Below are 22,641 nucleotides of genomic sequence, written 5' to 3' on the forward strand. Positions count from 1 at the left end.
CAGGAAATGGCCGACAGCGGTGTCGGCCTTTTTCTTTGCTTCCGCCCCGTCCGCTCATCCGCGCAGCGCGTGAGCCGGTTCACAGTCCGTGCTCGCGGGCCTTTCAACAACCATCGCGTGAAAAAGCGATCCAATGCGATAGACAGGTCCGGTGCAGTTCAAGCTTTCACAACGTCGTGCAGAACGCGACACGTGATGCCGGTGTGAGAGCGTTACGGTCGGTGCTCTTTCCCTTGCTCTGGATTGCCCATGACCAGTCACACCCTTCTGGCCGCTGCGGTGCTGGCCGTACTTGGCTGCGCCACGGCCCACGGCAGCAACGCCGCCTCGGCGGATGCCGACTCCCGCCCGCCGCTGCGCACCGCCGCCATGCCCGCCGCCAACGATACCTACGACCCGACCCAGACCTACGTCGCCGGCTGCGTGGTGATCTTCCAGTCGCGCTATTTCAAGGCGAAATGGTGGGCCAACGTCGGCGAATCGCCCGCGGCCATCGACCCTTCCCAACCATGGCTGTCGCCTTGGGAAGAGATTGCCGAAACCGCACCCGGCTGTGACGGTGACACCGGCGGTCCGGGCCCCGGCGACCCCGATCCGCTTGACCCGGTCGAGATCCCGCTGAGCCGGCTGCTGTCCGATGAAGCCCGCCTCACCGACTTCCCGTTGATGCAGCAGACACTGGCATCGATTCGTACCTTGCCCAACACCCAGGTCCAGGCCGTCGAGCCACTGCGCGCGGCCAACCCCGAGAACGTGCGCCGGGTCGAAGCGCTGCTGGATGCCGCGCAGTTCGACTCCCTCTTCCCGATGCGGGCACCGGAGTACACCTACCGGGGCTTCCTGCAGGCGTTCGCCAAGTTCCCGGCGATCTGCGCCTCCTACACCGATGGCCGCGATGCCGACGCCATCTGCCGCAGGACGTTGGCAACGATGGTGGCGCACTTCGCGCAGGAAACCGGCGGCCACGATGCGCACAGCCCGATTCCCGAGTGGCGCCAGGCGCTGGTGCACGTCCGCGAGATGGGCTGGAGCGAGGAAACGCCCGATGGCTACGCAGGCGAATGCAACCCGGCCACTTGGCAGGGCCAGACCTGGCCGTGTGGTGTGTTCGAGAGCGGCCCTCACGCCGGCCGCTTCAAGAGCTACTTCGGGCGGGGCGCCAAGCAACTGTCCTACAACTACAACTACGGACCGTTCTCCGATGCGATGTTCGGCACCGTGCGCACCCTGCTCGACAAGCCCGAGCTGGTCGCCGATACCTGGTTGAACCTGGCCAGCGCCGCGTTCTTCTACATGTATCCGCAGCCGCCCAAGCCCTCGATGATGCATGTGATCGACGGCACCTGGCAGCCCAACGCACGCGACCTCGCCAATGGTCTGGTGCCTGGCTTCGGGGTGACCACGCAGATCATCAATGGTGGTGTGGAATGCGGTGGCAGCACCGAGCACCTGCAGTCGCAGAACCGGATCACGTACTACCGGGCCGCGGCGGCTCACTTCAACGTCCCGGTGCCGGGCAATGAAGTGCTGGGCTGCAAAGGCATGAAGCAGTTCGACGAGGGCGGCGCTGGCGCTCTGCCGATCTACTGGGAGGAAAACTACGATTGGCACGAAGGCAACGTCGGCGGCAAGAGCTACCAGTGCAAGCTGGTGACCTACCAGACCCCGTATTCGGCGCTCAAGCCTGCCGATTACGTGAAATGCGTCATCGACAAGTTCGATAACGTGGACGTGATCGACGACCTGCGCGGTCGCTGAGGGACAACGGGGCGGCGCGGGTGCGCCGCCCCGTGTTGTTTCAGGACGCAGGCTTCAGCTGGGCGGCCAGTTCCACCTTGAACTGCTCGAAGTCCATGCCGTCGGCCTTGGCTTCGGCGTGCGCCGCGTCTTTAAGCGCGTCCGAATACACCAGGCGCACCGGCGTGCCCTGGCGTTCATGCAGTTCAGCAGCCTGCATGATCAGGGCCAGCACCCGCGCTGCACTGGGGGTCTGGCCAGCGATACGGCCGTCCATGCCCAGCACCCACTCGCCATCCCGGCGGACAATGCCGGCCAGCAGCGTGCGCTGCTGGTCGCGCAGCTCGGCATGGGGCTCAACCGGCGTGGCATTGTCCTGCTCGCGGTTGGCGGCCTGGGTTTCACGGCGCCGGCGGATGTCGCGGCGCAGTTTGGAGGTGGTCGACATGGGGAAATCCGGACTGCGGCAAAGCGCCAAGAATACCGCACGGGCCCTGGCGGCCCCGCTCTGAAGCGGCTGAGGCCGGCTCAATCCAGGACCTTGCCGTGCCGCCAATAGCCCATGAAGGTGATGGCCTGGCGGTCGATCCCACAGGTCTTCACCAGGTGCCAGCGGATCGCCATCACCGCGCCGGCCTCGCCGGCGACCCAGGCATACAGCTCGCCCCCCGCTGCACTGGCCTGCTCCCACAGACCGATCCGGGCCCGTACCGCGTCCTGCAGCCGCTGACCATGCGCGGCGCCCTCGCGGGCCAGCCAGAACAGCTGTGCACCGGGCGGTGCCGGGCAGCGCCCGATAACGCGCATACCAGTCCTCGCCCTGCGGCACCTCGGGGGCTGCCTGGCCGGCTAGCGGGAAGAACACCTTGATGCGCTGATCCGGCCCGTCGGTCTTCATGTTGGCCACATCGGGCGCAGCGAAGACCATGCGGGTCAGCGACGGAGAGAGAACGGTGCGCTGCTTGAGCGCGACATCGAACAGGCGGTAGATCTGCTGGGCAGCCATGCAATCACCCTGAATTGCCGCGGACGCGGCGTCCGCAGGGGAGCGTATTGGCTGTCGTGGAGCACGAACTGGCTGGCGAGCGCACAGGATACGCTGCGGTGAGGCAATGGCAATGCTGCCAACCCTGCGCGCTGTGCAGGCAAGGCGTATGCTGCTGGGTGCACCCGCAATGGCGGCGCTGCTGATGCAACGGGATCGCGACGCGGCTGCTGAAATCGCGCAGTCCGTGATACCCCGCACACTATTGAGCGTGACGCATTCGACCCACGCCCCACCTGATAGTTGACACTCATCACTGCCGTGACGTAACCAGTCCACCATTTCCAACTTTGCCTAACAAGTGGCGTGCATCATTCCGCACAGTACGGCCTGGTTTCACAACAGGTGCCGTTAACCATGAAGAAGATGCTCACCCTGACCCTGGCCGTCGCCGCGACGATGAGCTCGCCCGCTTTCGCACAGTTCGTCCCCCCGATCGGCGACACCCTGCTGCCGCCGAAACCCGAGCTGTCGTTGACCGACCTGCTCAATCTAGAGAAGGAACTGCTCAACCCCATTTCCACCAACAAGCCGCTCTACTGGGCGCCGGAGCGCCCATCCAACGGCGCGTCGTGGACCGAAGCGCGTTGCAGCGTGGGCCCGACCGTGACGGCATTCCCGACAACCCGGCAGGGCACCTATGCTGAGTGCATGGCGGCCAGCTTCCCCTCCGTGGACATCATTGACGATGTGTCCGACCACTACTTCGCGCCCCGAGCAACCGGCAAGGGCACCCACATCTATACCTGCAAGAAGGGCAATTTCACCGGTGAAGTGGAGCTCGGCTACGGCCGGGAGAAACTGAACAGTGGCCAGACGGCATTCGTGATGCGGACCTACGGCTACCGAATCACCAAAAGCAACAATCAGCAGGGGGGCAACAAGGCGAACATCAAGATCCGAAGCCGGATCAACCAGCACCAAGGTGACTGGTCAACAAAAGGCGAGACGCCCGACTCGCTGGTCCAGAACGGCAACTGGTACACGGACATGGGCACGGAGAGCCACGATCTGAGGCAGGCCACGTACTATTTCGGGCAGATCGAGTTTGTTTTCGATAAATCCGGTGCGGATCCGAAGTGCAAGGTCGAAGTGAACTGGATGCGTGCGGGCTGATAGCGGCGCTGGACATGCGGATTCCACACGTGGAATCCGCATGTCGTGGGTTGAATGTTCCGCCCACGGTTATCTGTACGCGCGCCTTACTCAATGGGTGTCAGCAGGTCGCGGCGGCGTTCGCAGTGCTGCTCCCAGTACCAGAAGCTGCCACCGATGGCGAAGAAGGCCGCGTAGCCCAGCGCCAGATGCAACGGGCTGCTGCTGAGCATCGGGGACACCACGCCGGCCACCACCGTGTTGATCATCAGCTGGATGAACATCTGCATGGACGAGGCCAGGCCGCGCTGATGCGGATACATGTCCAGCACGGCCAGCGCCAGGATCGGGAAGATCAGCGCCATGCCGACACCGCCCAGGAAGATCGGCATGACCGCCCACGGCAGCGCGATCTGCGGCACCGACACGACATAGCCGAAGTTCAGCAGCGCCGAGACCGCGCACAACGCAAAGCCGATGGCGATCTGCCGCTGCGGCACGATCCGCCCGGCCATACGGCCGGACAGGAACGAACCGACGGTCATGCCGCCGATGGTGGGAATGAACAACCACGCAAAGCCACCCTCACCCAGCTGCAGGTGCTGCATCACGAACACCGGCGCCGAGGCGATGTACAGGAAGATGCCGGAGAAGTTGAACGCACCGGCCGCAGCCAGGCGCAACAGGCGCGGGTTGGAGCCCATGCGCGCATAGCTGCGCAGCAGCTCACGCATCGACAGCGGCGTGCGCGCTTCCACCGGGTGGGTTTCCGGCAGCCACTTGCCCGTGGCCAGCAGCAGGACCACGCCGAACAGCACCAGGAACCAGAAGATCAGCGGCCAGTCGCCACCGCCGAGCAGGATCCAGCCGCCAATGATCGGCGCAATCGCAGGGGCGACGCCGAAGATCATCGAGACCTGGCTCATCAACCGCTGCGCGTCGGCACCGTGGTACAGATCGCGGATCACCGCACGGCCGACGATCACGCCGACACCGGCGGTCACGCCCTGCAGCGCGCGGAACACCAGCAACGTGGTCATGTCGCGCGACAGCGCGCAGCCGATCGAGGCACCGATGAACAGCACCAGGCCGCCGATGATCACCCGCTTGCGGCCGAACGCATCCGACAACGGGCCGTGCGCCAGGCTCATCAGGCCGTAGAACAGCAGGTAGACGCTGATGGTCTGCTGCACCGCGACCTGGTCCACCTGCATGCGGTCGCCCAGCAGCAGGAAGGCCGGGAAAATGGTGTCGATCGAGAACGGACCGAACATCGCCAGGCCTGCGAGCAGCAGGGCCAGACGGCGGGTCGAGGGTGAGGCGGGCGTCATGCGGGCTTCCGTCAGCGGCCATGCGCAATGCACGGCGGGCGCCAGCCCGGAAGGGGCGGCGCCAGATGAATACGAGGATCCGGTGATCATAGGCCTTTGTCGCCGCCGGCACCATGCCCGGACAGGGCTTTCGGCGGCTGCGCCTCCCCGTATTCATGTGCCGGAAAGGCCCAGTGGCCGAAAGCGCTGGGCTATAATCGCCGGGCTACATGGTGGGAGAAGCGGACACCCGCTGCCGAAGGCGCAACGCCCGTAATCGCTCAGGCCCGATACCACCCGTACCAAAACTCTGGAGAGACCGGCGAGTGCCGGCGCCGAAGGGGCACGAAGCACGCCGATGCGCGCTTTTAAACTCTCAGGCAAAAGGACAGAGGGGCACCCAGGAAGACCGCAAGGTCCGGTGGATCGCTGTCGCCCGCGACGCGCCCTGGCCCGGCCGCCTTCCGAACGTGCGTGCCCACTCTCCGAGATGCCAGCCATGTCCCAGAACACCCCCTCCCTGCGCGAGCTTGAACACAGCCACGCGTTCGTCGAACGCCACATCGGCCCCAACGACGCCGAAATCGCGCAGATGCTCGACGTGGTCGGCCACGCCTCGCTGGACGCGCTGACCGATGCGATCGTCCCGGCCGGGATCAAGTCGCCGGCCCCGCTGGACCTGCCCGAGTCGCTGACCGAAGTGCAGGCACTGGCCAAGATCCGCGCCATCGCCGACAAGAACCAGGTGTTCCGCACCTTCATCGGCCAGGGCTACTACGGCACCCTCACCCCGAACGTCATCCTGCGCAACGTGCTGGAAAACCCGGCGTGGTACACCGCCTACACCCCGTACCAGGCCGAGATTTCGCAGGGCCGGATGGAAGCGCTGATCAACTTCCAGACCCTGTGCGCGGACCTGACCGGCATGGAGATCGCCAACGCCTCGCTGCTGGATGAAGCCACTGCCGCGGCCGAAGCGATGACCCTGGCCAAGCGCTCGGCCAAGTCGAAGTCCGACACCTTCTTCGTGCACGACGCCGTGCACCCGCAGACGCTGGAACTGCTGCGCACCCGCGCCGAGCCGATGGGCATCGTGCTGCGCGTGGGCACCCCGGCCGAGGCGATGGAAGCCGAGGCCTACGGCGTGCTGCTGCAGTACCCGGACACCTTCGGCCATATCGGCGACTACCAGGCGCTGGCCGATGCCGTGCACGCGCGTGGCGGCCTGGTCGCGGTGGCCACCGATCTGCTTGCCCTGACCCTGATCGCCGCCCCCGGCGAATGGGGCGCGGACATCGTGGTCGGCAACTCGCAGCGATTCGGCGTGCCGTTCGGTTTCGGTGGTCCCCATGCGGCCTTCATGGCCTGCCGCGATGCGTACAAGCGCTCGATGCCGGGCCGCCTGATCGGCGTCTCGGTCGATGCGCAGGGCAATGCCGCCTACCGCCTGACGCTGCAGACCCGCGAGCAGCACATCCGCCGCGAGAAGGCCACGTCCAACATCTGCACCGCGCAGGTGCTGCTGGCCGTGATGGCCTCGATGTATGCCGTGTACCACGGCCCGGAAGGCCTGACCCGCATCGCCCGCCGCACCCATCGCCTGGCCAGCATCCTGGCCGCCGCACTGCGCGGCGCCGGCGTGAATGTCGGCGAACACTTCTTCGACACCCTGCACGTCAAGGATGTCGACGCCAAGGCGATCCACGCCAAGGCCGCCGCGGCGCGCATCAACCTGCGTGCGATCGACAGCGATGCGGTCGGCATCAGCCTGGATGAAACCACCACCCGCGCCGACATCGTCGCGCTCGGCCAGCTGTTCGGCGCCACGGTGGATGTCGATGCCCTCGACGCCGCCACCGCCGATGCGCTGCCGGCCGGCCTGGTGCGTACCAGCGACTTCCTGACCCACCCGGTGTTCAACACCCACCACAGCGAACACGAACTGCTGCGTTACCTGCGTTCGCTGGCGGACAAGGACCTGGCCATGGATCGCACCATGATCCCGCTGGGCAGCTGCACCATGAAGCTCAACGCCACCGCCGAGATGATTCCGGTGACCTGGCCGGAGTTCGCCAACATCCATCCGCTGGCCCCGGCCGACCAGGCCACCGGCTACAAGGAACTGATCGACGGCCTGGAAGCGATGCTGGTCGAATGCACCGGCTATGACGCGGTCAGCCTGCAGCCGAACTCCGGCGCGCAGGGCGAGTACGCCGGCCTGCTGGCGATCCGCGCCTACCATCGCTCGCGCGGCGAAGGCCATCGCGACGTCTGCCTGATCCCGGACTCGGCCCACGGCACCAACCCGGCCTCGGCACAGATGTGCGGCATGAAGGTCGTGGTGACCAAGACCGACGCCAACGGCAACGTCGACCTGGACGACATCCGCATCAACGCGGAGAAGTACAGCGACCGCCTGGCCGCACTGATGATCACCTACCCGTCCACGCATGGCGTGTTCGAGGAAGAGGTGGTGGAAATCTGCGAGATCGTGCACAAGCATGGCGGCCAGGTGTACACCGACGGCGCCAACATGAACGCCCTGGTCGGCGTGGCCAAGCCCGGCAAGTGGGGCTCGGACGTCTCGCACCTGAACCTGCACAAGACCTTCTGCATCCCGCACGGCGGCGGCGGCCCGGGCGTCGGCCCGTGCGCGGTCAAGTCGCACCTCGCTCCGTTCCTGCCGAAGGTGCTGGGCGGCGAAGGCGATGTGGGCATGGTCAGCGCGGCCAGCTTCGGCAGCGCCTCGATCCTGCCGATCAGCTGGATGTACATCACCCTGATGGGCACCGCCGGCCTGCGCAAGGCGACCCAGGTCGCCCTGCTCAACGCCAACTACATCGCCAAGCGCCTGGCCCCGCACTTCAAGACCCTGTACACCGGCCGCAACGGCCTGGTGGCCCACGAGTGCATCCTGGACGTGCGTCCGCTGGAGAAGACCTCCGGCATCGGCGCCGAGGACGTGGCCAAGCGCCTGATCGATTTCGGCTTCCATGCCCCGACCCTGAGCTTCCCGGTCGCCGGCACGCTGATGGTGGAGCCAACCGAAAGCGAGTCGCTGCACGAACTGGATCGCTTCATCAACGCGATGATCCAGATCCGTGAAGAGATCGCCGCGATCGAAGACGGCCGCCTGGACCGCGAGGACAATCCGCTCAAGCACGCCCCGCACACCGCTGCGGTGGTGTCGGCCAGCGAGTGGGCCCACGCCTACCCGCGTGAGCTGGCGGCCTTCCCGCTGGCCAGCCTGCGCCAGCAGAAGTACTGGCCGCCGGTGGCGCGCGTGGACAATGTCTACGGCGACAAGAACGTGATGTGCGCCTGCATCCCGGTCGATGCGTACAAGGAAGACGAGGGCGTGGAGGTCTAAGCCTCCCCTGCCCTGACGCAACAGCAGACGGCCCGCGCAAGCGGGCCGTTTTTGTTATGGGCTGCTGCCGACTACCCGCCTCCCGGCTCCCGGCTCCCGCGCGCCGTGAAGGAAAGCCGCCTTCGGATTCTGCAGGCTGGGCGGGGGGCGGCCGCCTCTGGAAAACCAACCGCAATCGCCGTGCAGCGGAGGCGAGCACTAACACCTCATGCAGTCATCGGATGGCTGTCCATAGCGTCAGCATCGGCGTCGAACGTTCAACGCTCACTGCCCATTGCTCAGCGCCAAATGCGCATTTCGCATTGCGCACCCGGCGTCGAACTCTGAGCTTCGAACTGTGAGTTGCGAGTTGCGAGTTGCGAGCATCGCAGCACCAGCTCGGCTGCGTTCTGCGTTCTGCGCTCTGCTTTGGACCTTTCCTCGTCCACCAGCCCCCTGTCAAAGGGTGGGCACGGGTGGGTTGGCGGGACCGTATGCCGCCATGGATGGCGGCATACGAGCTTACATGGACGTACTTGCAGCGGGTCCCGCCAACCCACCCGTGCCCGCCCAGGCAAGCGGAGGCTCAAACCTGCGGCTGTTGGCTGTTGGCTGTTGGCTGTTGGCTGTTGGCTGTTGGCTGTTGGCCGTTGGCTGTCAGCTGTTGGCTGTAGCACGCACCCGACGCGCAATCTCACTGCTCGCCGCGATCACCGCCGTCAACGCCGCCATCGACAGGAACTGCACCCGCGTGTGCGCCTCGGACAGCAACAGACCGAAGATCAGCGCCAGCACCCCCAACCCGATCACCGTCAGATACGGATACCCCGCCATCCGGAACGGCAACCGCGTCCCATCCCGATTCGCCCGATGACGCAGAATCAACTGCGACAACAACGAAATCGTCCACACCAGCAGACAGGTCGACCCCACGATGTTGAGCAGCACCGGCAGCACCCTGTCCGGGAACAGCAGCTCCATCACCGTCGCCGCGAAACCGAACAGCACACTGGCCAGCACCGCGATGATCGGCACCTGGCGCGGATCGGTCCAGCCCAGCACGGCCGGTGCCTCGCGGCGCTGGGCCAGCGAATACATCATCCGCGACGCACCATACAGATTGGCATTGAGCGCCGACAACAGCGCGATCACCGCGATCAGCGTGATCGCCGTGGCCGCGCCCGGAATCTTGGCCGCTTCCAGCACCGCCGCGAACGGCGACTTCAGCGCCTCGCTGGTCCACGGCACCACCGCGATGATCACGCTCAGCGAGCCGATGTAGAACACCAGGATGCGCCAGGCCACGGTACGGATCGCACGCGCGATGCTGCGCTCGGGATCCTCGGTTTCCGCCGCGGCCACCGCCACGATCTCGGTGCCGCCGAAGGCGAACACCACCACCAGCAGCGCCGCGCCGATCCCGGCCAGACCCTTGGGCATGAAGCCGCCGTGCTCGGTGAAGTTGCGCAGGCCCGGCGAGGACACGTCCGGCAGCCAGCCCATCAGCAACGCCACCCCGATCAGGATGAAGCCGACGATCGCAGCCACTTTCAGGATCGCGAACCAGAACTCGAACTCGCCGAAGTTCTTCACCCCGAGCAGGTTGATCGCAGTGAAGAACAGCATGAAGGCCAGCGCCGCCATCGGCACCGGGATCGCCGGCCAGACCGTGGCGAGCAGGCCGGCCGCGCCAACCGCCTCGGCGGCGATCACGATCACCAGCTGCACCCACCATAGCCAGCCCACCGTGGCACCGGCAGTAGCCCCCATGGCGTCGGCGGCATAGACCGAGAACGCGCCACTGGTCGGTTTGGCCGCGGCCATTTCGCCCAGCGCATTCATCACGATGATCACCAGTGCGCCGGCGACCAGGTACGACAGCAGGACCGCCGGGCCAGCGGCCTGGACGCCCACACCGGAGCCGAGGAACAGGCCGGCGCCGATCGCGCTGCCCAGGCCCATCATGATCAGCTGGCGGGGCTTGAGCGCGTGCCCGAGGCGGGTATCGGCGGGCGAAGTGGCAGGAGCCGGAGTCTGGGATGCGGGCATCGGAATCGATTGGCGGGCAACAAGTGCGACACCATACCCTGTCGGCCGCGCGGCGGCATAGGCCGGAAGCCCCACCTGCCTCAGGCAGCGGCGCGCTCGCCGATCTGGGCGCGGTAGGCCCGGGGCGACAGTCCGACCTCGGCCTTGAACTTGCGGGTGAACGCGCTCTGGTCGGTGAAACCGCAGGCCTGGCCGATGCTGGCGATGCTGTCCGGGCCGTGCAGCAGATGCACCGCCATCTGGATGCGCAGGCGGGTCAGCACCTGCTGCGGGGTCATCTGGAACACCTTGCGGAAGGTGCGCTCCAGCTTGGACAGCGAGAAGCCGGTGATGTCGAGCAGGGTCTGCATGCGTACGTTCTCGGCGTAATGCGCATTCAGATGGGCCAGGGCCAGGCGCAGCTGTTCGTACTGGGTCCCCAGGCTGTCTTTCTGACCGAGGTCGCGCGAGATCCCGATCAGCCCGCGGATCTGCCCGTCCACCAGCAGCGGCCGCTTGCAGGTCAGGCACCAGCCGGGCTCGCGGTTGGCGAACAGGTGCAGTTCCATCAGGTTCTCGATGACCTTGCCGGCCAGCACCTGTTCGTCCTGGGTCGCGTAGTCCGCGCCCAATCCGGTGGGATAGATCTCCGCCGCGGTGCGCCCGATCACGTCCTTGCGCGACTTCAGGCCCAGCCGGCGCAGCATGGTCTGGTTGATGTGCGTGTAGCGCCCGTCGCAGTCCTTCATGAAGAACAGGACGTCGGGGATCGCATCAAACAGGGCTTCGATGTCGGCGGGTTCAACGCGCATGCGGCTGGAAAAGACAGGAGAAGACGCGCCCAAGGATACCTGTCCGCACGCGCCTCACCCAGCGCCCGGGCCCCGCATGTGAAGCGCGGGTGCAAGCAGCGCCGCGTATTCGCACCCTCGATTAACGCCCCGGCCGCCAGTGTGAGCCGGTCCCCCTTCCCGCCAGCTCCCGGAGTCGCCTCATGGCCGCCAGCAAGAAAAGCACGAAGAATGCCCCCGCACCTGCCACCGACGTCCGCGGCGAAGGCGATGAACTGCACCAGCGTGCAGGCAACGGCCACCCCGTGCTGACCACCAACCAGGGCATCCCGGTCGGCGATAACCAGAACTCGCTGCGTGCCACGCCGCGCGGGCCGACCCTGCTGGAAGACTTCATCCTGCGCGAGAAGATCACCCACTTCGACCATGAGCGCATCCCCGAGCGCATCGTGCATGCCCGCGGCAGCGCGGCGCACGGCTACTTCGAGCTGACCCGCTCGCTCGGGGAGTACACCCGCGCGCGGATCCTCAGCGAAGTGGGGGTACGCACCCCGCTGTTCACCCGCTTCTCGACGGTGGCCGGCGGTGCCGGGTCGGTCGACACCCCGCGCGACGTGCGCGGTTTCGCGGTCAAGTTCTATACCAAGGAAGGCAACTGGGACCTGGTCGGCAACAACATCCCGGTGTTCTTCATCCAGGACGCGATCAAGTTCCCCGACCTGATCCACGCAGTGAAGATGGAGCCGGACCGGGCGTTCCCGCAGGCCGCCAGCGCGCACGACACCTTCTGGGACTTCGTCTCGCTGATGCCCGAATCGATGCACATGATCATGTGGGCGATGAGCGACCGCACGATTCCCCGCTCGCTGCGCACCATCGAAGGTTTCGGCATCCACAGCTTCCGGCTGATCAACGATGCCGGCGAGTCGACCTTCGTGAAGTTCCACTGGCGGCCGAAGCTGGGCATCCAGTCCACCGTGTGGGACGAGGCGGTGAAGCTGCAGAGCGCGGACAACGACTTCCACCGCCGCGACCTGTTCGAGGCGATCACCGCCGGCAACTTCCCGGAGTGGGAGCTGGCGGTGCAGCTGTTCACCGAGGAACAGGCCGAGGCCTTCCCGTTCGATCATCTGGATTCGACCAAGATCATTCCCGAATCGCTGGTGCCGCTGACCGTGATCGGGCGCATGGTGCTGGACCGCTGGCCGGACAACTTCTTCGCCGAAACCGAGCAGGTCGCCTACTGCCCGGCCAACGTGCCACCGGGTATCGATTTCAGCAACGATCCGCTGCTGCAGGGCCGCCTGTTCTCTTATCTGGATACCCAGCTCAGCCGCCTGGGCGGCCCGAATTTCCACCAGATCCCGGTCAATGCGCCCAAGTGCCCGTTCGCCAATCACCAACGCGACGGTCATATGCAGATGAACATCCCCAAAGGCCGGGTCGCTTACGATCCCAGTTCGCTGCAGGGCGACAGCCCGCGTGAGACGGCCGATGGCTTCCCCAGCCACGCTACCGCACCGGATGACGGCCGCAAGGGGCGCGTGCGCGCGGACAGCTTCGCCGATCACTACAGCCAGGCCCGGATGTTCTTCCGCAGCCTGGAGGCGCCGGAGCAGGCGCACCTTGCCTCCGCACTGGTATTCGAGCTGTCCAAGGTGGAAACGGTCAAGGTGCGCGAGCGCACCGTGAGCCACCTGCGCAACATCGATGAGTCACTGGCCAAGCGGGTCGCTGACGGTCTGGCGATGCCCGCCCTGCCCGAGCCGGCGGCCACGCAGACCCCGGCGCAGGATTTCCCGAAGGCACCCGAGGTACGCATCATCGGCCGCACCAAGGACCTGCTCACCGGCCGCTGCATCGGCATCCTGTTCGACGAAGGCTCCGATGCGGCCTTGATCGCCAACCTGCGCAAAGCCGCCGACAAGGCCGGGGCCAGCGTGAAGCTGGTCGCACCGAAGATCGGTGGCGCCAGGCTCAGCGATGGCAAGACGCTCGCCGCGGACGGCCAGTTGGCCGGCACGCCGTCGGTGGTGTTCGATGCGGTCGCGGTGGTGCTCAGCAGTGATGCCGCCAAGAAACTGAGCAAGGAATCCGCCGCGATCGACTTCGTCAGCGATGCCTGGGCCCATCTCAAGGCGATCGCCGCCGACGACGGCGCACAGGCGCTGTTGAAGGTCGCCCGGGTCGGCAACGATGCCGGGGTGGTCGAGGCCGAGGATGCCAAGGCCTTCCTTGCCGCCGCCGCTACGCGGCAGTGGGCCCGCGAACCGAAGGTGCGCACGCTCTCCTGAGCGGCGCCACCTTCGTCACCAGACAGGAGCATGACCATGCCGCGCGGTGATAAATCCAGCTATACCGACAAGCAGAAGCGCAACGCCGAGCACATCGAGCAAAGCGAGAGGGACCAGGGCCGCAGCGAGGCCGCGGCGGAGCGCATCGCCTGGGCGACCGTCAACAAGCAGGACGGTGGCGGCAAAAAGAGCGGCAGCGCCAGGAAGACCGCAACCAGGACCACGAAAGCGTCGGCGACGAAGAAGGCGGCGGTGAAGAAAACCGCTGCCAGGAAGGCCGCTACGAAAGCAGCGCCCGGGAAGGCCACCAAGAAGACCGTAAAGAAGACGGCGAAGAAGGCCGCTGAAAAAACGACAGCAAAGACCGCGGTCAAAAAGACGATAAAGAAGGCGGCGAAGAAGACCGTCGCGAAGCAGGCCACCCGGAAAGCCGCATCGACAACCGCCGCCCGGACGCCTGCGAAAAAGACGGCAACGACCGGCGCCCGCAAGCGAGTGACCGGCAAGGCCTGACCTGCGCGCCGGACCTGCCGCGCATTTGCCGCGTGCTGCCTGAAGCAGCACGCGGTAGAACGCAAACGTAGCGCTTATCGTCCCACGGCTGCGGTGGACTGCGTCGACGGTGTGATCGTTCTGGGTGGTACCGGTTTCACCGGCACGTGTTCCGGCCAGCCCAGCAGCGTTACTGCACGCTGAAACTGGCCACTGTGGCGTGCTCGGTCCCTTCGATGCGCAGGTCGATGGCGAAGCGGTCGCACAACCGCTGCACGATCGCCAGGCCCAGCCCGAACCCGGCACTGCCCTCGCCCCTGGTGAACGGCCGCATGATCGCATCGGGATCGCCAGCCGGCGCGGTATTGCGGACCCGCAGCCGTCCGGCCGCGACATCGATGTACACCTCGCCCGCCCGCGTGTGCGCGAACGCATTGCCGATCAGGTTGGCCAGCAGCATGTGCAGCACCGGGCCAGGCACCGCCAGGCACGCGCTGGCGGGCACATCGACCCGCACCTGCACCGGCTTGCCCTCCAGCAGCGATGCCTGCTCGACCACCACCTGTTCCAGCATCGGCAGCACCGGCTGTGGTGTCGCCTCCTGGTCCACGTTCTCTTCGCGGGCCAGCGTGAGCAGGGTGATCACGGTCTGCTCGAGCTGTCGCGCCGAGTGCTGCACATGCTCAAGCTGCTGCCGCCCACGCTCGGACAGGCCCGGTTCGCTGGCCAGCTGTTCGGTTGCGCTGCGGATCACCGCCAATGGCGTGCGCAGCTCATGGCTGGCGTCACGGGTGAAGGCATGTTCGCGGGCGATGAAGGCGCGCACGCGCCCGCTCAGATTGTCCAGGCCACGGGCGAGCACGCCGACCTCGTCATCGGCGAAATTCCTGGCGAAGCCGACCGGCAACCTGTCCGGAGCCATCTCATCGACCAGCGCCGCCAGCTTCGACAAGGGTCGTGTGGTGCGTCGGGCCAGCCATGCACCGGCCAGGATGGCGACCACCGCCACGGCCAGTCCGGACCAGGCCAGCAGCGCCAGGATCTGGCGGCGCATCGGCCGCACCACCAGCTGTTGGCTGACCTCGGCGACCAGCCACCCCGGCGTGGCGGCCCCTTGCGGCTGCACCGGCCGCAGGTGATAGTGCCGCCCCTGCGTACCGGCGATCTCGCGGCGGTCTGGCTCGGCATCGAAGGTGGCCTTGAGATCGGACGGGAACGTGGCTGCGCTGTCGTGGATCGTCATGAAGGCATTGCGCGGCGGCGACCACGTCCCACGGGTGGCCCGATGATCCAGCTGCTGCTGCGCTTCCTGCTCGAGCATGGCATCGAAGAAGCGATCTTCAACGCTGTACACGAACACCGCCACGTACAGGCCGAACAGGCTGGCCACCGCCAGTGCGAATACCGCGAAGGCCAGCATCAACCGGTTACGCAGGCGATGCACCCTCGCCGTCATGCGTCGGCCTCCAGCCTGAAGCCGACATCGTGCACGGTCCTGAGCATCGCCCGCTCGAAGGGCTTGTCCAACGCCTGGCGCAGCAGGTACAGGTGCGAGCGCAGCGGATCCGACGGCGGTGCCTCATCGCCCCATAGACGGCGAATCAACTCGCTGCGGGTGACCGTGCGCGGCCAGGCTTCGGCAAGCAGCACCAGCAGCCGGTAAGCGGTCTGCGGCAACGCGATCGCCTGCCCACCGCGACACACGGCGCCACTGCGGCGATCAATGCCCAGCGACCCGATGCGCAGCACATGCCCATCGCGTCGGCCGTGTCGATGGGCCAGCGCCAGGCATCTCGCCAGCAGTTCCTCGCCTGCGAATGGCTTGACCAGGTAATCATCGGCACCGGCCTGGAAGCCGACCAGCTTGTCGGCCAGCGTGTCGCGCGCGGTCAGCATCAGGATGGGAATGTGGCGGTCGGCCTGCTCACGCAGATGGCTGCACACGCGCAGGCCATCCATCCCCGGGAGAGTGAGGTCCAGCACCAGTACCTCCGGCGGTTCATCCAGCGCCATCTGCAGGCCACTGCGGCCATCGGCGGCGAAGGCCACGCGATGGCCGCGCGCCTCCAGCAGCGTGGCCATGCCGTCGCGCAGCGCCGGATTGTCCTCGATCACCAGGATGTGCAGGCCGTCGTGCATGGGGTCAGCCTTCGATCGTGTCCTTGAGCTGCTTAGCTTCGGCCATGTCCGGGTGGGTTTCCAGCAGTTTGCCGAGCACCCTGCGCGCCTGTGCGACCTCGCCGAGGCGCCAATGCGCCTGCGCGATGCCAAGCGGCAGCTGCGGCTCGCTCATGTACGGCGCCGCCAACTGCATGATCGCCAGCGCGTCACGCACCGCTGCATCGTCCTGCGCCGCCTGCAGCTGGTAGTACCCGAGCACGCCGATCAGCTGGTCGTGATAGTCCGTGCGGTTGCTCGCCAGCTCGCGCTTGACCGCCTCCCCCTCGCCGGCAAGCAGGCGCTGCACCAGCGCCATGCTGGCCTCATCACGCCACGGCGTGCGCGCCACCGGCGTGCGCCCGGTGGCGCGCACGATCGCCTCGGCGACGGCCGGTGTGGAGTACGGGTTCTGCCCGGTGATCAGCCGGCCGTCGACGACCAGCTTGGGCATCATCAGTGGCGCCTGTTCCCAGCGCGCGCCGCGCTCGCGCAGCGCCGTCTCCAGCAGGAAGGGAAACTCCTTCGCCCAGCGCTTGCCGAACACCCCTTCCTCGGCATTGGTGAAGCCGGTCATGCGACGTCCGGCCACCAGCAGCGATCCGTCCGCCTGCCGCACATCCACCAGCGCAGCAGGACCGTGACAGACCGCCGCGACCACGGCGCCGCGGTCGTGCATGCTGCCGAGCAGGTCGCGCAGTGCCACGTCGGCCGGCAGGTCGAACATCGCGCCCTTGCCACCGACCACATAGACCGCGGCGTAGTCGGCCGCGCTGAGCGTCGCGGTGGCGCGGGTATCGGCCAGCAGCGCGCCCGCCACGGGATCGGCAAGGACGCGCGCGTTGAAGGGCTCCTTGGCGTCGAACTTGTCGGCCTCCACCGGTCCGCCGCGCGGGCTGGCCACCTGCACCGCCAGGCCGTTGTCGCGGAAGATCAGATAGGCCTGTGCGAACTCGTCCATCTCGAAGCCAGGGCGGGTCTTGCCCTGGTCGCGGCCTTCGCCGCTGACCACGATCAGCACGGTATCGGCCGCCGCTGGGCGGGCGTGCAGGACGGGGACGGCCAGCAACAGGGCCAGCACGGCACCGGTGCGGCGCAGCAGGGTCAGCATCATGGGCAGGCACTCCTTGGGAAAGTGGCCACAGCCTGCCGCGCGGATGTGAAGCAGATTTCAAGCGGTCGCCATCGTGCACGCAGCTGAACAACCTGGCCGCCAGGTGCCGTGTCGATGGCTCACTCGGCCCGAAGATGCGAAAATCCCTCCCCCTCCAGGGCAGGCCCCGCGCCAGCCGATTCCCGAGATACCGTGAAGACCCCCCAAGGCTTGCAGGCGCTGATCGACGACGGCGTGATCGATGAAGTGCTCCGCCCGCTCAAGAGCGGCAAGGAAGCAGCGGTATACGTAGTCCGCAGCGGCGAAGATGTGCGCTGTGCCAAGGTCTACAAGGACATGGCCCAGCGCAGCTTCCAGCAGCGCGTGCAGTACCAGGAAGGCCGCAAGGTGCGTGGCAGCCGTGAAGCGCGTGCCGTGGGCAAGGCCAGCAATTACGGCCGCAAGCAGCAGGAAGCGGCCTGGAAGAACACCGAGGTCGAGGCGCTGTACCAGCTGCGTGACGCCGGCGTGCGCGTGCCCGAACCCTATGGGTATTTCCACGGGGTGCTGGTGATGGAGCTGGTGACCGATGCCGAGGGCTATTCCGCCGCGCGCCTGGGCGAGGTTGAACTCAGCCCGGAACAGGCCCGCGAATTCCACCAGGTCCTGGTACGCCAGGTCGTTCGCATGCTGTGCTGCGGCCTGATCCATGGCGATCTGTCGCCCTACAACGTGCTGGTCGGTCCGGAAGGCCCGGTGGTGATCGATTTTCCGCAGGTGGTCAGTGCGGCGGGCAACAACGCCGCGCGCACGATGCTGCTGCGGGACGTCAACAACCTCACCGCCTATCTGGGCCGCTGGGCACCGGAACTGCTGGAGACCTGGTATGGCGAAGAGATGTGGGCGCTGTTCGAGGCCGGCGACCTGCTGCCGGACAGCGTGCTGACCGGCGAGTTCGAACAGGATGAAAGCAGCATCGACCTGGATGGCGTGCGCCATGCCATCAACGATGCGCGCGAAGAAGCGCTGATCCGCCAGCAGGGTCGCGAGGCGGCGGAAGAGAACGACGACTGAGCCGATGCGCCGGCGGCATCGGTCGACCTGTAGAAAGCCCCGCGGATGCGGGGCTTTCCGGTTTACCGGGCGGGTAGCGCGGTCACGCTGCCTGCAACGCCGCCGGCCGGACCCGCGCCGTGGCGTCGGTTTCCAGGGTGAACACCGCCACCGACCCGGTCAGGGCATGCGCCTGCTGCTCCAGCGCGCGGCTGGCTGCGGTGGCTTCCTCCACCAGCGCCGCGTTCTGCTGGGTAACCTGGTCCATCTGCACCACCACCTGGTTGACCTGCTCGATACCGGCCGCCTGTTCCTTGGTCGCCGCGGCGATGTCGCTCATCAACTGGTTGGTGCGCGAGCTGGCCTGGGTCAGGCGGGCGATCGCCGCTTCGGACTGCACCGTGACATCCAGCCCGGTCCTGACCTTGCTGCTGGCGTCGTCGATCAGATCCTTGATCTCCTTGGCCGCTGTCCCGGCACGCTGGGCCAGGGTACGCACCTCGGTGGCCACGACCGCGAAGCCGCGCCCGTTCTCGCCGGCGCGGGCCGCTTCCACCGCGGCGTTCAGGGCCAGGATGTTGGTCTGGAACGCGATGCCGTCGATCACCGACGAGATCTCGGCAATGCGCGCCGAGGACTGGTCGATCTCGTTCATCACCGCGGCCATCTGCGCGATCGCCTGCTCGGTCGCCTTCACCGCGGCGCCGGCCGCATGGGCTTCCAGGTCAGCCTGGTTGGCGAGCTCGGCGTTCTGCCGCACCGTGGAGGTCAGCTCTTCCATCGAAGCCGCCGCTTCCTCCAGATTGGCCGCCTGCTGCTCGGTGCGGCGCGACAGATCGTGATGGCCGGCCGCCAGTTCCTGCGCGGCATCGTTGATGCTGCCGGCCGCGCCCTGGATCTGCTGCACGATGCCGGTCAACTGCACGGCAGTAACCGTCGCATCGTCACGCATCTGCGCGAAGACGCCTTCGTAATCGCCCTCCATCCGCGCGGTCAGGTCGCCGGTGGAGATCGCACGCAGCACCTGCGAGAGATCGGCGATGCTGCTCTGCGAACTGGCCATCATGCCGTTGAGCTGGGCCACCATGGCCCGGAACTGGAACTGGAACGCCTGCTCGCTGCCGCGCACCGAAAAGTCGCCGGCATGCGCGGCCGCGGCCAGCGTCTCGATCTGCTGGTTGATCGCCATCAGGCTGGCCTTGACCGTGGCCATGGTGCTGGTGAGCACGGCCTTCTCGCCCGGATAGCTGTCCAGATCGCGGCTCAGATCGCCGATCGCGTAGCGCTGCATTACCTCGACCATGTGGAACTCCACCGCGACGTGGGAACCGACCAGCTCGTTGGTGGCACGGATCATCCGCCCGAAATCGCCCGGGAAGGCGGATTCATCCATGCGATGACGGAGGGCGCCGGCGTCGTGCTGGCGCGCCATGTCCAGCTGCGCGGCGATCGCGCCCTGGACGCTCTGGCGGACCGTCGCCATGGCATTGCCGAGCTGGGTGATTTCGTCGCGGCCACCCAGCTGGACGTCCTGCGCCAGGTCGCCCTTGGCCATCCGCGTCGCCAGGGCGACCGCCCGGGCCAACGGCCCGGTCAGGCTGCGGCCGATCAGGACGGACGCGGCGATGCCGACCACCAGCGCAATCGCGCCCAATACAAGCAGCTGCAGCAGCGTGCGCTCGCCGAGCCGGATCGCATCGGCAGCGGCCTCGCGGCTTTGCTTTTCCTCGTAGACCACGCCATCACTGAGGGCCTGGTTCCACCCATTGGCCGCCTCCTGCACCGCACCCAGGGTGAGTGCGGTGGCCGCGGCGAAGTCGCCCTGCTCCATCTGTTCGCTCATCTGCTTGTTGAGCGGACGTGCCGCAGCGCGCCGGGCGGCGATGGCCTCACCGATGGGCTGGTCGCCTGGCTGCGTCGGCAATGCCTGGTAGGCCATCCAGCTCGCTTCATAGCGCGCGACGAGCGCGGCGATGCGCGCCTCATCATCGGCCAGGCCGTCGCCCTGGCGGATCAGCATTTCCCGGCGCACGACCATCATCTGGTTATTGGCATCGAGCATGTCCGAGAGCAGCCGCACTTTGGCCACGTTGACCTCGACCACCTGCTGCATCGCGCGCTTCTGCACCGCACTGCCGGCAGCGCCGGTGGCCACGACGGCCGCCACCAGCAGCAACAACAGGCCGAAGCCCATACCTAGACGCCAGACAACGCTGACGTTCCGCAAAAAATCCATGAGACATCCAAAAAACGTGGGGGGGGGTGGGCTGGTATCGGCGCCGGATGCAGCGCCTTGACCGGCGGGCGTGACCACGCTGTGAATGGATTCACGTAACGCCCTGCGCCATGCGCAGCTTGTTCTGCACCGCCACTCAGCCCCGCGTCAGGCTTTTCACGGTGAGTGCGCACGCCGGGCAGGCATGGTGGAAACACGTTCCCGCTGGAGTTGCCGATGTCCCTTCGCCTGCACCGAATCGCCCGCGTCACCACGCTTGCCCTCGCCCTGGGGGCGTCCTCAGGCTGGGCCATCGCGCAGACGGCACCCGCGCCGGCCGCGACGAGTATCGACGCCGAGACGCCGGTGGCCACCGGCCCACGCTCGGATCTCCATGCGCAGGTGCTGCTGGATCGGGCGCATTTCTCGCCCGGGCAGATCGATGGTGAAGTCGGCTCCAACCAGAAGCGCGCGGTTTCCGGGTTCCAGGCCGCGCGCGGATTGAAGGTCACCGGCGAACTGGACGATGCGACATGGCAGGCCCTGCAACCGGACAGCGCGCCGCCCCTGGTGCGCTACACGCTGACCGCCGAGGACGTCGCCGGCCCGTTCCACCCCGTGCCGAAGGGCCCGGCCGAACAGGCCAAGTTGAAAGCATTGGGCTTCGGCTCGGTAGAAGAGGCGCTGGGCGAACGCTTCCACGCCTCGCCGGACCTGCTGAAAACCCTCAACCCGGGCGTGGACCTGGGCAAGGCCGGCAGCGTGATCCAGGTGCCGAACATCGCGGTGACGCCGCTGGCCAAGGCCAGCAAGCTGGTGATCGACAAGTCCGACTCGACGCTGCGACTGTTCGATGCCGATGGCAACGTCTACGCGCAGTTCCCGGTGTCTTCGGGCAGCAAGCATGACCCCCTCCCGATCGGGAAGTGGACGATCCTCGGCATCTCGCGCGATCCCACCTTCCACTACAACCCCAAGCTGTTCTGGGACGCCAAGGCCGGCGATAGCAAGGCGGTGCTGCCGCCGGGCCCGAACAATCCGGTCGGCGTGGTCTGGATCGACATCTCCAAGCCGCATTACGGCCTGCACGGCACCCCCGAGCCCGGCCATGTCGGCAAGACCGAATCGCACGGCTGCGTGCGCATGACCAACTGGGATGCGCTGCAGGTGGCCGATGCGGTGGATGCCTCCGTGCCGGTCGTGATGCAGGAGTAAGCACATGAAGACACTGCGACTGCTGGCGGTAGGCCTGGTGATCGGCGTGGTCGGGTACTGGCTGCTGGCGCCCGGCCCCTCTGCCCGCCTGGGTGCCGCCGAGCCGGCCAAAGTAGGCTCGGCCACGAGTTCCACCCGCGCCGCACTCGACGTGCCACCGCCACCTGCACCCGCGCCGGCGCCGATCCAGACCACGCCCTCACCGCCCGCGCCTGACGCGGGCGGTTCCGCACCCGCGCCCGCACCCGCACCGGAGGACGCGGCCGGCGCGTTGCTGCTGCCTGTCCAGGGCATCCGTGCTGACCAACTGCAGGACACGTTCACCGATGCGCGCAGCGAAGGCCGCGTGCACGATGCGATCGACATCCTGGCGCCGAACGGTACGCCGGTGCTGGCCGTTGCCGATGGCACGGTGGAGAAGCTGTTCGACAGCGTGCGCGGCGGGCTGACCGTGTACCAGTTCGAACCGAGCGGCCGTTACTGCTACTACTACGCGCACCTGGACCGCTATGCCGACGGTCTGGTCGAGAAGAAGACGATCAAGCGTGGCGAGGTGATCGGCTACGTCGGCAGCACCGGTAATGCCAGTCCCGAAGCGCCGCACCTGCATTTCGAGATCCACGTACTGGGTCCGGAAAAGCAGTGGTGGAAGGGCGAATCCATCAACCCCTATCCGGTACTGAAAGGTCAGCAGGCGCTCTGATCAACGTGGGCCGGGGGCTGCGTCCCGCATCGCCCGCGCCAGTTTCCCAGGCACGACCAGGCAG

General features: G+C 66.8%; 17 protein-coding genes, 1 pseudogene and 1 riboswitch. Of the genes and pseudogenes, 8 read left to right on the forward strand and 10 right to left on the reverse strand.

The genetic code is table 11. From position 1 onward, the window contains the following. Positions 1–249: 249 nt before the first annotated feature. The gene (locus tag AC07WC_RS04675; protein ID WP_495208964.1) at positions 250–1,758 is read left to right on the forward strand and encodes a glycoside hydrolase family 19 protein; all 1,509 of its coding nucleotides are present in this window, start codon (positions 250–252) and stop codon (positions 1,756–1,758) included. A gap of 40 nt (positions 1,759–1,798) precedes the next feature. On the opposite strand, the gene AC07WC_RS04680 is transcribed toward AC07WC_RS04675, so the two are convergent. The 3 genes and pseudogenes from AC07WC_RS04680 to AC07WC_RS04690 all read right to left on the reverse strand — a co-directional run. After that, complete coding sequence (locus AC07WC_RS04680) at positions 1,799–2,185, reverse strand: hypothetical protein (protein WP_495209114.1); 387 nt, start codon at positions 2,183–2,185, stop codon at positions 1,799–1,801. 80 nt (positions 2,186–2,265) lie between these two features. Next, positions 2,266–2,544: a siderophore-interacting protein gene (locus tag AC07WC_RS04685; RefSeq protein ID WP_495209115.1), complete on the reverse strand. Its 279-nt coding sequence runs from the start codon at positions 2,542–2,544 to the stop codon at positions 2,266–2,268. Positions 2,545–2,563: 19 nt separating this feature from the next. Further along, positions 2,564–3,064 (reverse strand): annotated as a pseudogene (locus AC07WC_RS04690) (siderophore-interacting protein); the annotation flags it as partial. A 75-nt stretch (positions 3,065–3,139) separates the two neighbouring features. Between AC07WC_RS04690 and AC07WC_RS04695 the strand changes: the two are divergent. Next, complete coding sequence (locus tag AC07WC_RS04695) at positions 3,140–3,898, forward strand: hypothetical protein (protein ID WP_495208965.1); 759 nt, start codon at positions 3,140–3,142, stop codon at positions 3,896–3,898. 86 nt (positions 3,899–3,984) lie between these two features. Here AC07WC_RS04695 and AC07WC_RS04700 read toward each other — a convergent pair whose 3' ends face one another. After that, a complete protein-coding gene (locus AC07WC_RS04700) occupies positions 3,985–5,208 on the reverse strand; it encodes a multidrug effflux MFS transporter (RefSeq protein WP_495208966.1) in 1,224 nt (407 codons plus the stop codon). 279 nt (positions 5,209–5,487) lie between these two features. Further along, a riboswitch (glycine riboswitch) is annotated at positions 5,488–5,589 on the forward strand. Between the two features lie 97 nt (positions 5,590–5,686). On the opposite strand from AC07WC_RS04700, the gene gcvP reads away from it, so the two are divergent. Continuing rightward, positions 5,687–8,557: an aminomethyl-transferring glycine dehydrogenase gene (gene gcvP, locus AC07WC_RS04705; protein WP_495208967.1), complete on the forward strand. Its 2,871-nt coding sequence runs from the start codon at positions 5,687–5,689 to the stop codon at positions 8,555–8,557. Between the two features lie 636 nt (positions 8,558–9,193). Here gcvP and AC07WC_RS04710 read toward each other — a convergent pair. Together AC07WC_RS04710 and AC07WC_RS04715 are read right to left on the reverse strand one after the other, a co-directional pair. Next, positions 9,194–10,585, reverse strand: a complete 1,392-nt coding sequence (locus AC07WC_RS04710; RefSeq protein ID WP_495208968.1) for an amino acid permease — start codon at positions 10,583–10,585, stop codon at positions 9,194–9,196. Positions 10,586–10,665: 80 nt separating this feature from the next. Beyond that, positions 10,666–11,376, reverse strand: coding sequence for an AraC family transcriptional regulator (locus AC07WC_RS04715; RefSeq protein WP_179460368.1), 711 nt, complete (start codon positions 11,374–11,376; stop codon positions 10,666–10,668). A 182-nt stretch (positions 11,377–11,558) separates the two neighbouring features. Between AC07WC_RS04715 and AC07WC_RS04720 the strand changes: the two genes are divergently transcribed. Beyond that, on the forward strand, positions 11,559–13,649 hold the full coding sequence (locus AC07WC_RS04720) for a catalase (RefSeq protein WP_495208969.1): 2,091 nt from the start codon (positions 11,559–11,561) through the stop codon (positions 13,647–13,649). A gap of 36 nt (positions 13,650–13,685) precedes the next feature. After that, positions 13,686–14,162 (forward strand): HupB, encoded by a 477-nt coding sequence (locus tag AC07WC_RS04725; protein ID WP_495208970.1) that lies wholly within the window; start codon positions 13,686–13,688, stop codon positions 14,160–14,162. A 169-nt stretch (positions 14,163–14,331) separates the two neighbouring features. Here the strand turns inward: AC07WC_RS04725 and AC07WC_RS04730 are convergent, their stop codons facing one another. The 3 genes from AC07WC_RS04730 to AC07WC_RS04740 are packed head-to-tail and all read right to left on the reverse strand — an operon-like array spanning position 14,332 to position 17,412. Then, positions 14,332–15,597: a sensor histidine kinase gene (locus tag AC07WC_RS04730; RefSeq protein WP_495208971.1), complete on the reverse strand. Its 1,266-nt coding sequence runs from the start codon at positions 15,595–15,597 to the stop codon at positions 14,332–14,334. Beyond that, positions 15,594–16,280, reverse strand: coding sequence for a response regulator transcription factor (locus AC07WC_RS04735; RefSeq protein ID WP_495208972.1), 687 nt, complete (start codon positions 16,278–16,280; stop codon positions 15,594–15,596). The genes AC07WC_RS04730 and AC07WC_RS04735 overlap by 4 nt, the downstream gene beginning before the upstream one ends. A 4-nt stretch (positions 16,281–16,284) precedes the next feature. Beyond that, a complete protein-coding gene (locus AC07WC_RS04740) occupies positions 16,285–17,412 on the reverse strand; it encodes a type 1 glutamine amidotransferase domain-containing protein (protein WP_495208973.1) in 1,128 nt (375 codons plus the stop codon). A gap of 192 nt (positions 17,413–17,604) precedes the next feature. Between AC07WC_RS04740 and AC07WC_RS04745 the strand changes: the two genes are divergently transcribed. Beyond that, on the forward strand, positions 17,605–18,465 hold the full coding sequence (locus tag AC07WC_RS04745) for a PA4780 family RIO1-like protein kinase (protein WP_495208974.1): 861 nt from the start codon (positions 17,605–17,607) through the stop codon (positions 18,463–18,465). A gap of 82 nt (positions 18,466–18,547) precedes the next feature. On the opposite strand, the gene AC07WC_RS04750 is transcribed toward AC07WC_RS04745, so the two are convergent. Then, entirely contained in the window at positions 18,548–20,680 is a 2,133-nt protein-coding gene (locus tag AC07WC_RS04750; RefSeq protein ID WP_495208975.1) for a methyl-accepting chemotaxis protein, read from the reverse strand. A 216-nt stretch (positions 20,681–20,896) separates the two neighbouring features. On the opposite strand from AC07WC_RS04750, the gene AC07WC_RS04755 reads away from it, so the two are divergent. Then, positions 20,897–21,874: a L,D-transpeptidase family protein gene (locus AC07WC_RS04755; RefSeq protein ID WP_495208976.1), complete on the forward strand. Its 978-nt coding sequence runs from the start codon at positions 20,897–20,899 to the stop codon at positions 21,872–21,874. Between the two features lie 4 nt (positions 21,875–21,878). Beyond that, the gene (locus AC07WC_RS04760) at positions 21,879–22,577 is read left to right on the forward strand and encodes a M23 family metallopeptidase (RefSeq protein ID WP_495208977.1); all 699 of its coding nucleotides are present in this window, start codon (positions 21,879–21,881) and stop codon (positions 22,575–22,577) included. The last annotated feature ends 64 nt before the right edge of the window (positions 22,578–22,641 follow it).

The organism is Stenotrophomonas sp. GW821-FHT01H02A (genome assembly GCF_059422145.1).

Coding starts and splice junctions, on each gene's coding strand:
- AC07WC_RS04675 (WP_495208964.1), top strand. CDS start 250: ATGACCAGTCACACCCTTCTGGCCGCTGCGGTGCTGGCCGTACTTGGC.
- AC07WC_RS04680 (WP_495209114.1), bottom strand. CDS start 2,185: ATGTCGACCACCTCCAAACTGCGCCGCGACATCCGCCGGCGCCGTGAA.
- AC07WC_RS04685 (WP_495209115.1), bottom strand. CDS start 2,544: ATGCGCGTTATCGGGCGCTGCCCGGCACCGCCCGGTGCACAGCTGTTC.
- AC07WC_RS04695 (WP_495208965.1), top strand. CDS start 3,140: ATGAAGAAGATGCTCACCCTGACCCTGGCCGTCGCCGCGACGATGAGC.
- AC07WC_RS04700 (WP_495208966.1), bottom strand. CDS start 5,208: ATGACGCCCGCCTCACCCTCGACCCGCCGTCTGGCCCTGCTGCTCGCA.
- gcvP (WP_495208967.1), top strand. CDS start 5,687: ATGTCCCAGAACACCCCCTCCCTGCGCGAGCTTGAACACAGCCACGCG.
- AC07WC_RS04710 (WP_495208968.1), bottom strand. CDS start 10,585: ATGCCCGCATCCCAGACTCCGGCTCCTGCCACTTCGCCCGCCGATACC.
- AC07WC_RS04715 (WP_179460368.1), bottom strand. CDS start 11,376: ATGCGCGTTGAACCCGCCGACATCGAAGCCCTGTTTGATGCGATCCCC.
- AC07WC_RS04720 (WP_495208969.1), top strand. CDS start 11,559: ATGGCCGCCAGCAAGAAAAGCACGAAGAATGCCCCCGCACCTGCCACC.
- AC07WC_RS04725 (WP_495208970.1), top strand. CDS start 13,686: ATGCCGCGCGGTGATAAATCCAGCTATACCGACAAGCAGAAGCGCAAC.
- AC07WC_RS04730 (WP_495208971.1), bottom strand. CDS start 15,597: ATGACGGCGAGGGTGCATCGCCTGCGTAACCGGTTGATGCTGGCCTTC.
- AC07WC_RS04735 (WP_495208972.1), bottom strand. CDS start 16,280: ATGCACGACGGCCTGCACATCCTGGTGATCGAGGACAATCCGGCGCTG.
- AC07WC_RS04740 (WP_495208973.1), bottom strand. CDS start 17,412: ATGATGCTGACCCTGCTGCGCCGCACCGGTGCCGTGCTGGCCCTGTTG.
- AC07WC_RS04750 (WP_495208975.1), bottom strand. CDS start 20,680: ATGGATTTTTTGCGGAACGTCAGCGTTGTCTGGCGTCTAGGTATGGGC.
- AC07WC_RS04755 (WP_495208976.1), top strand. CDS start 20,897: ATGTCCCTTCGCCTGCACCGAATCGCCCGCGTCACCACGCTTGCCCTC.
- AC07WC_RS04760 (WP_495208977.1), top strand. CDS start 21,879: ATGAAGACACTGCGACTGCTGGCGGTAGGCCTGGTGATCGGCGTGGTC.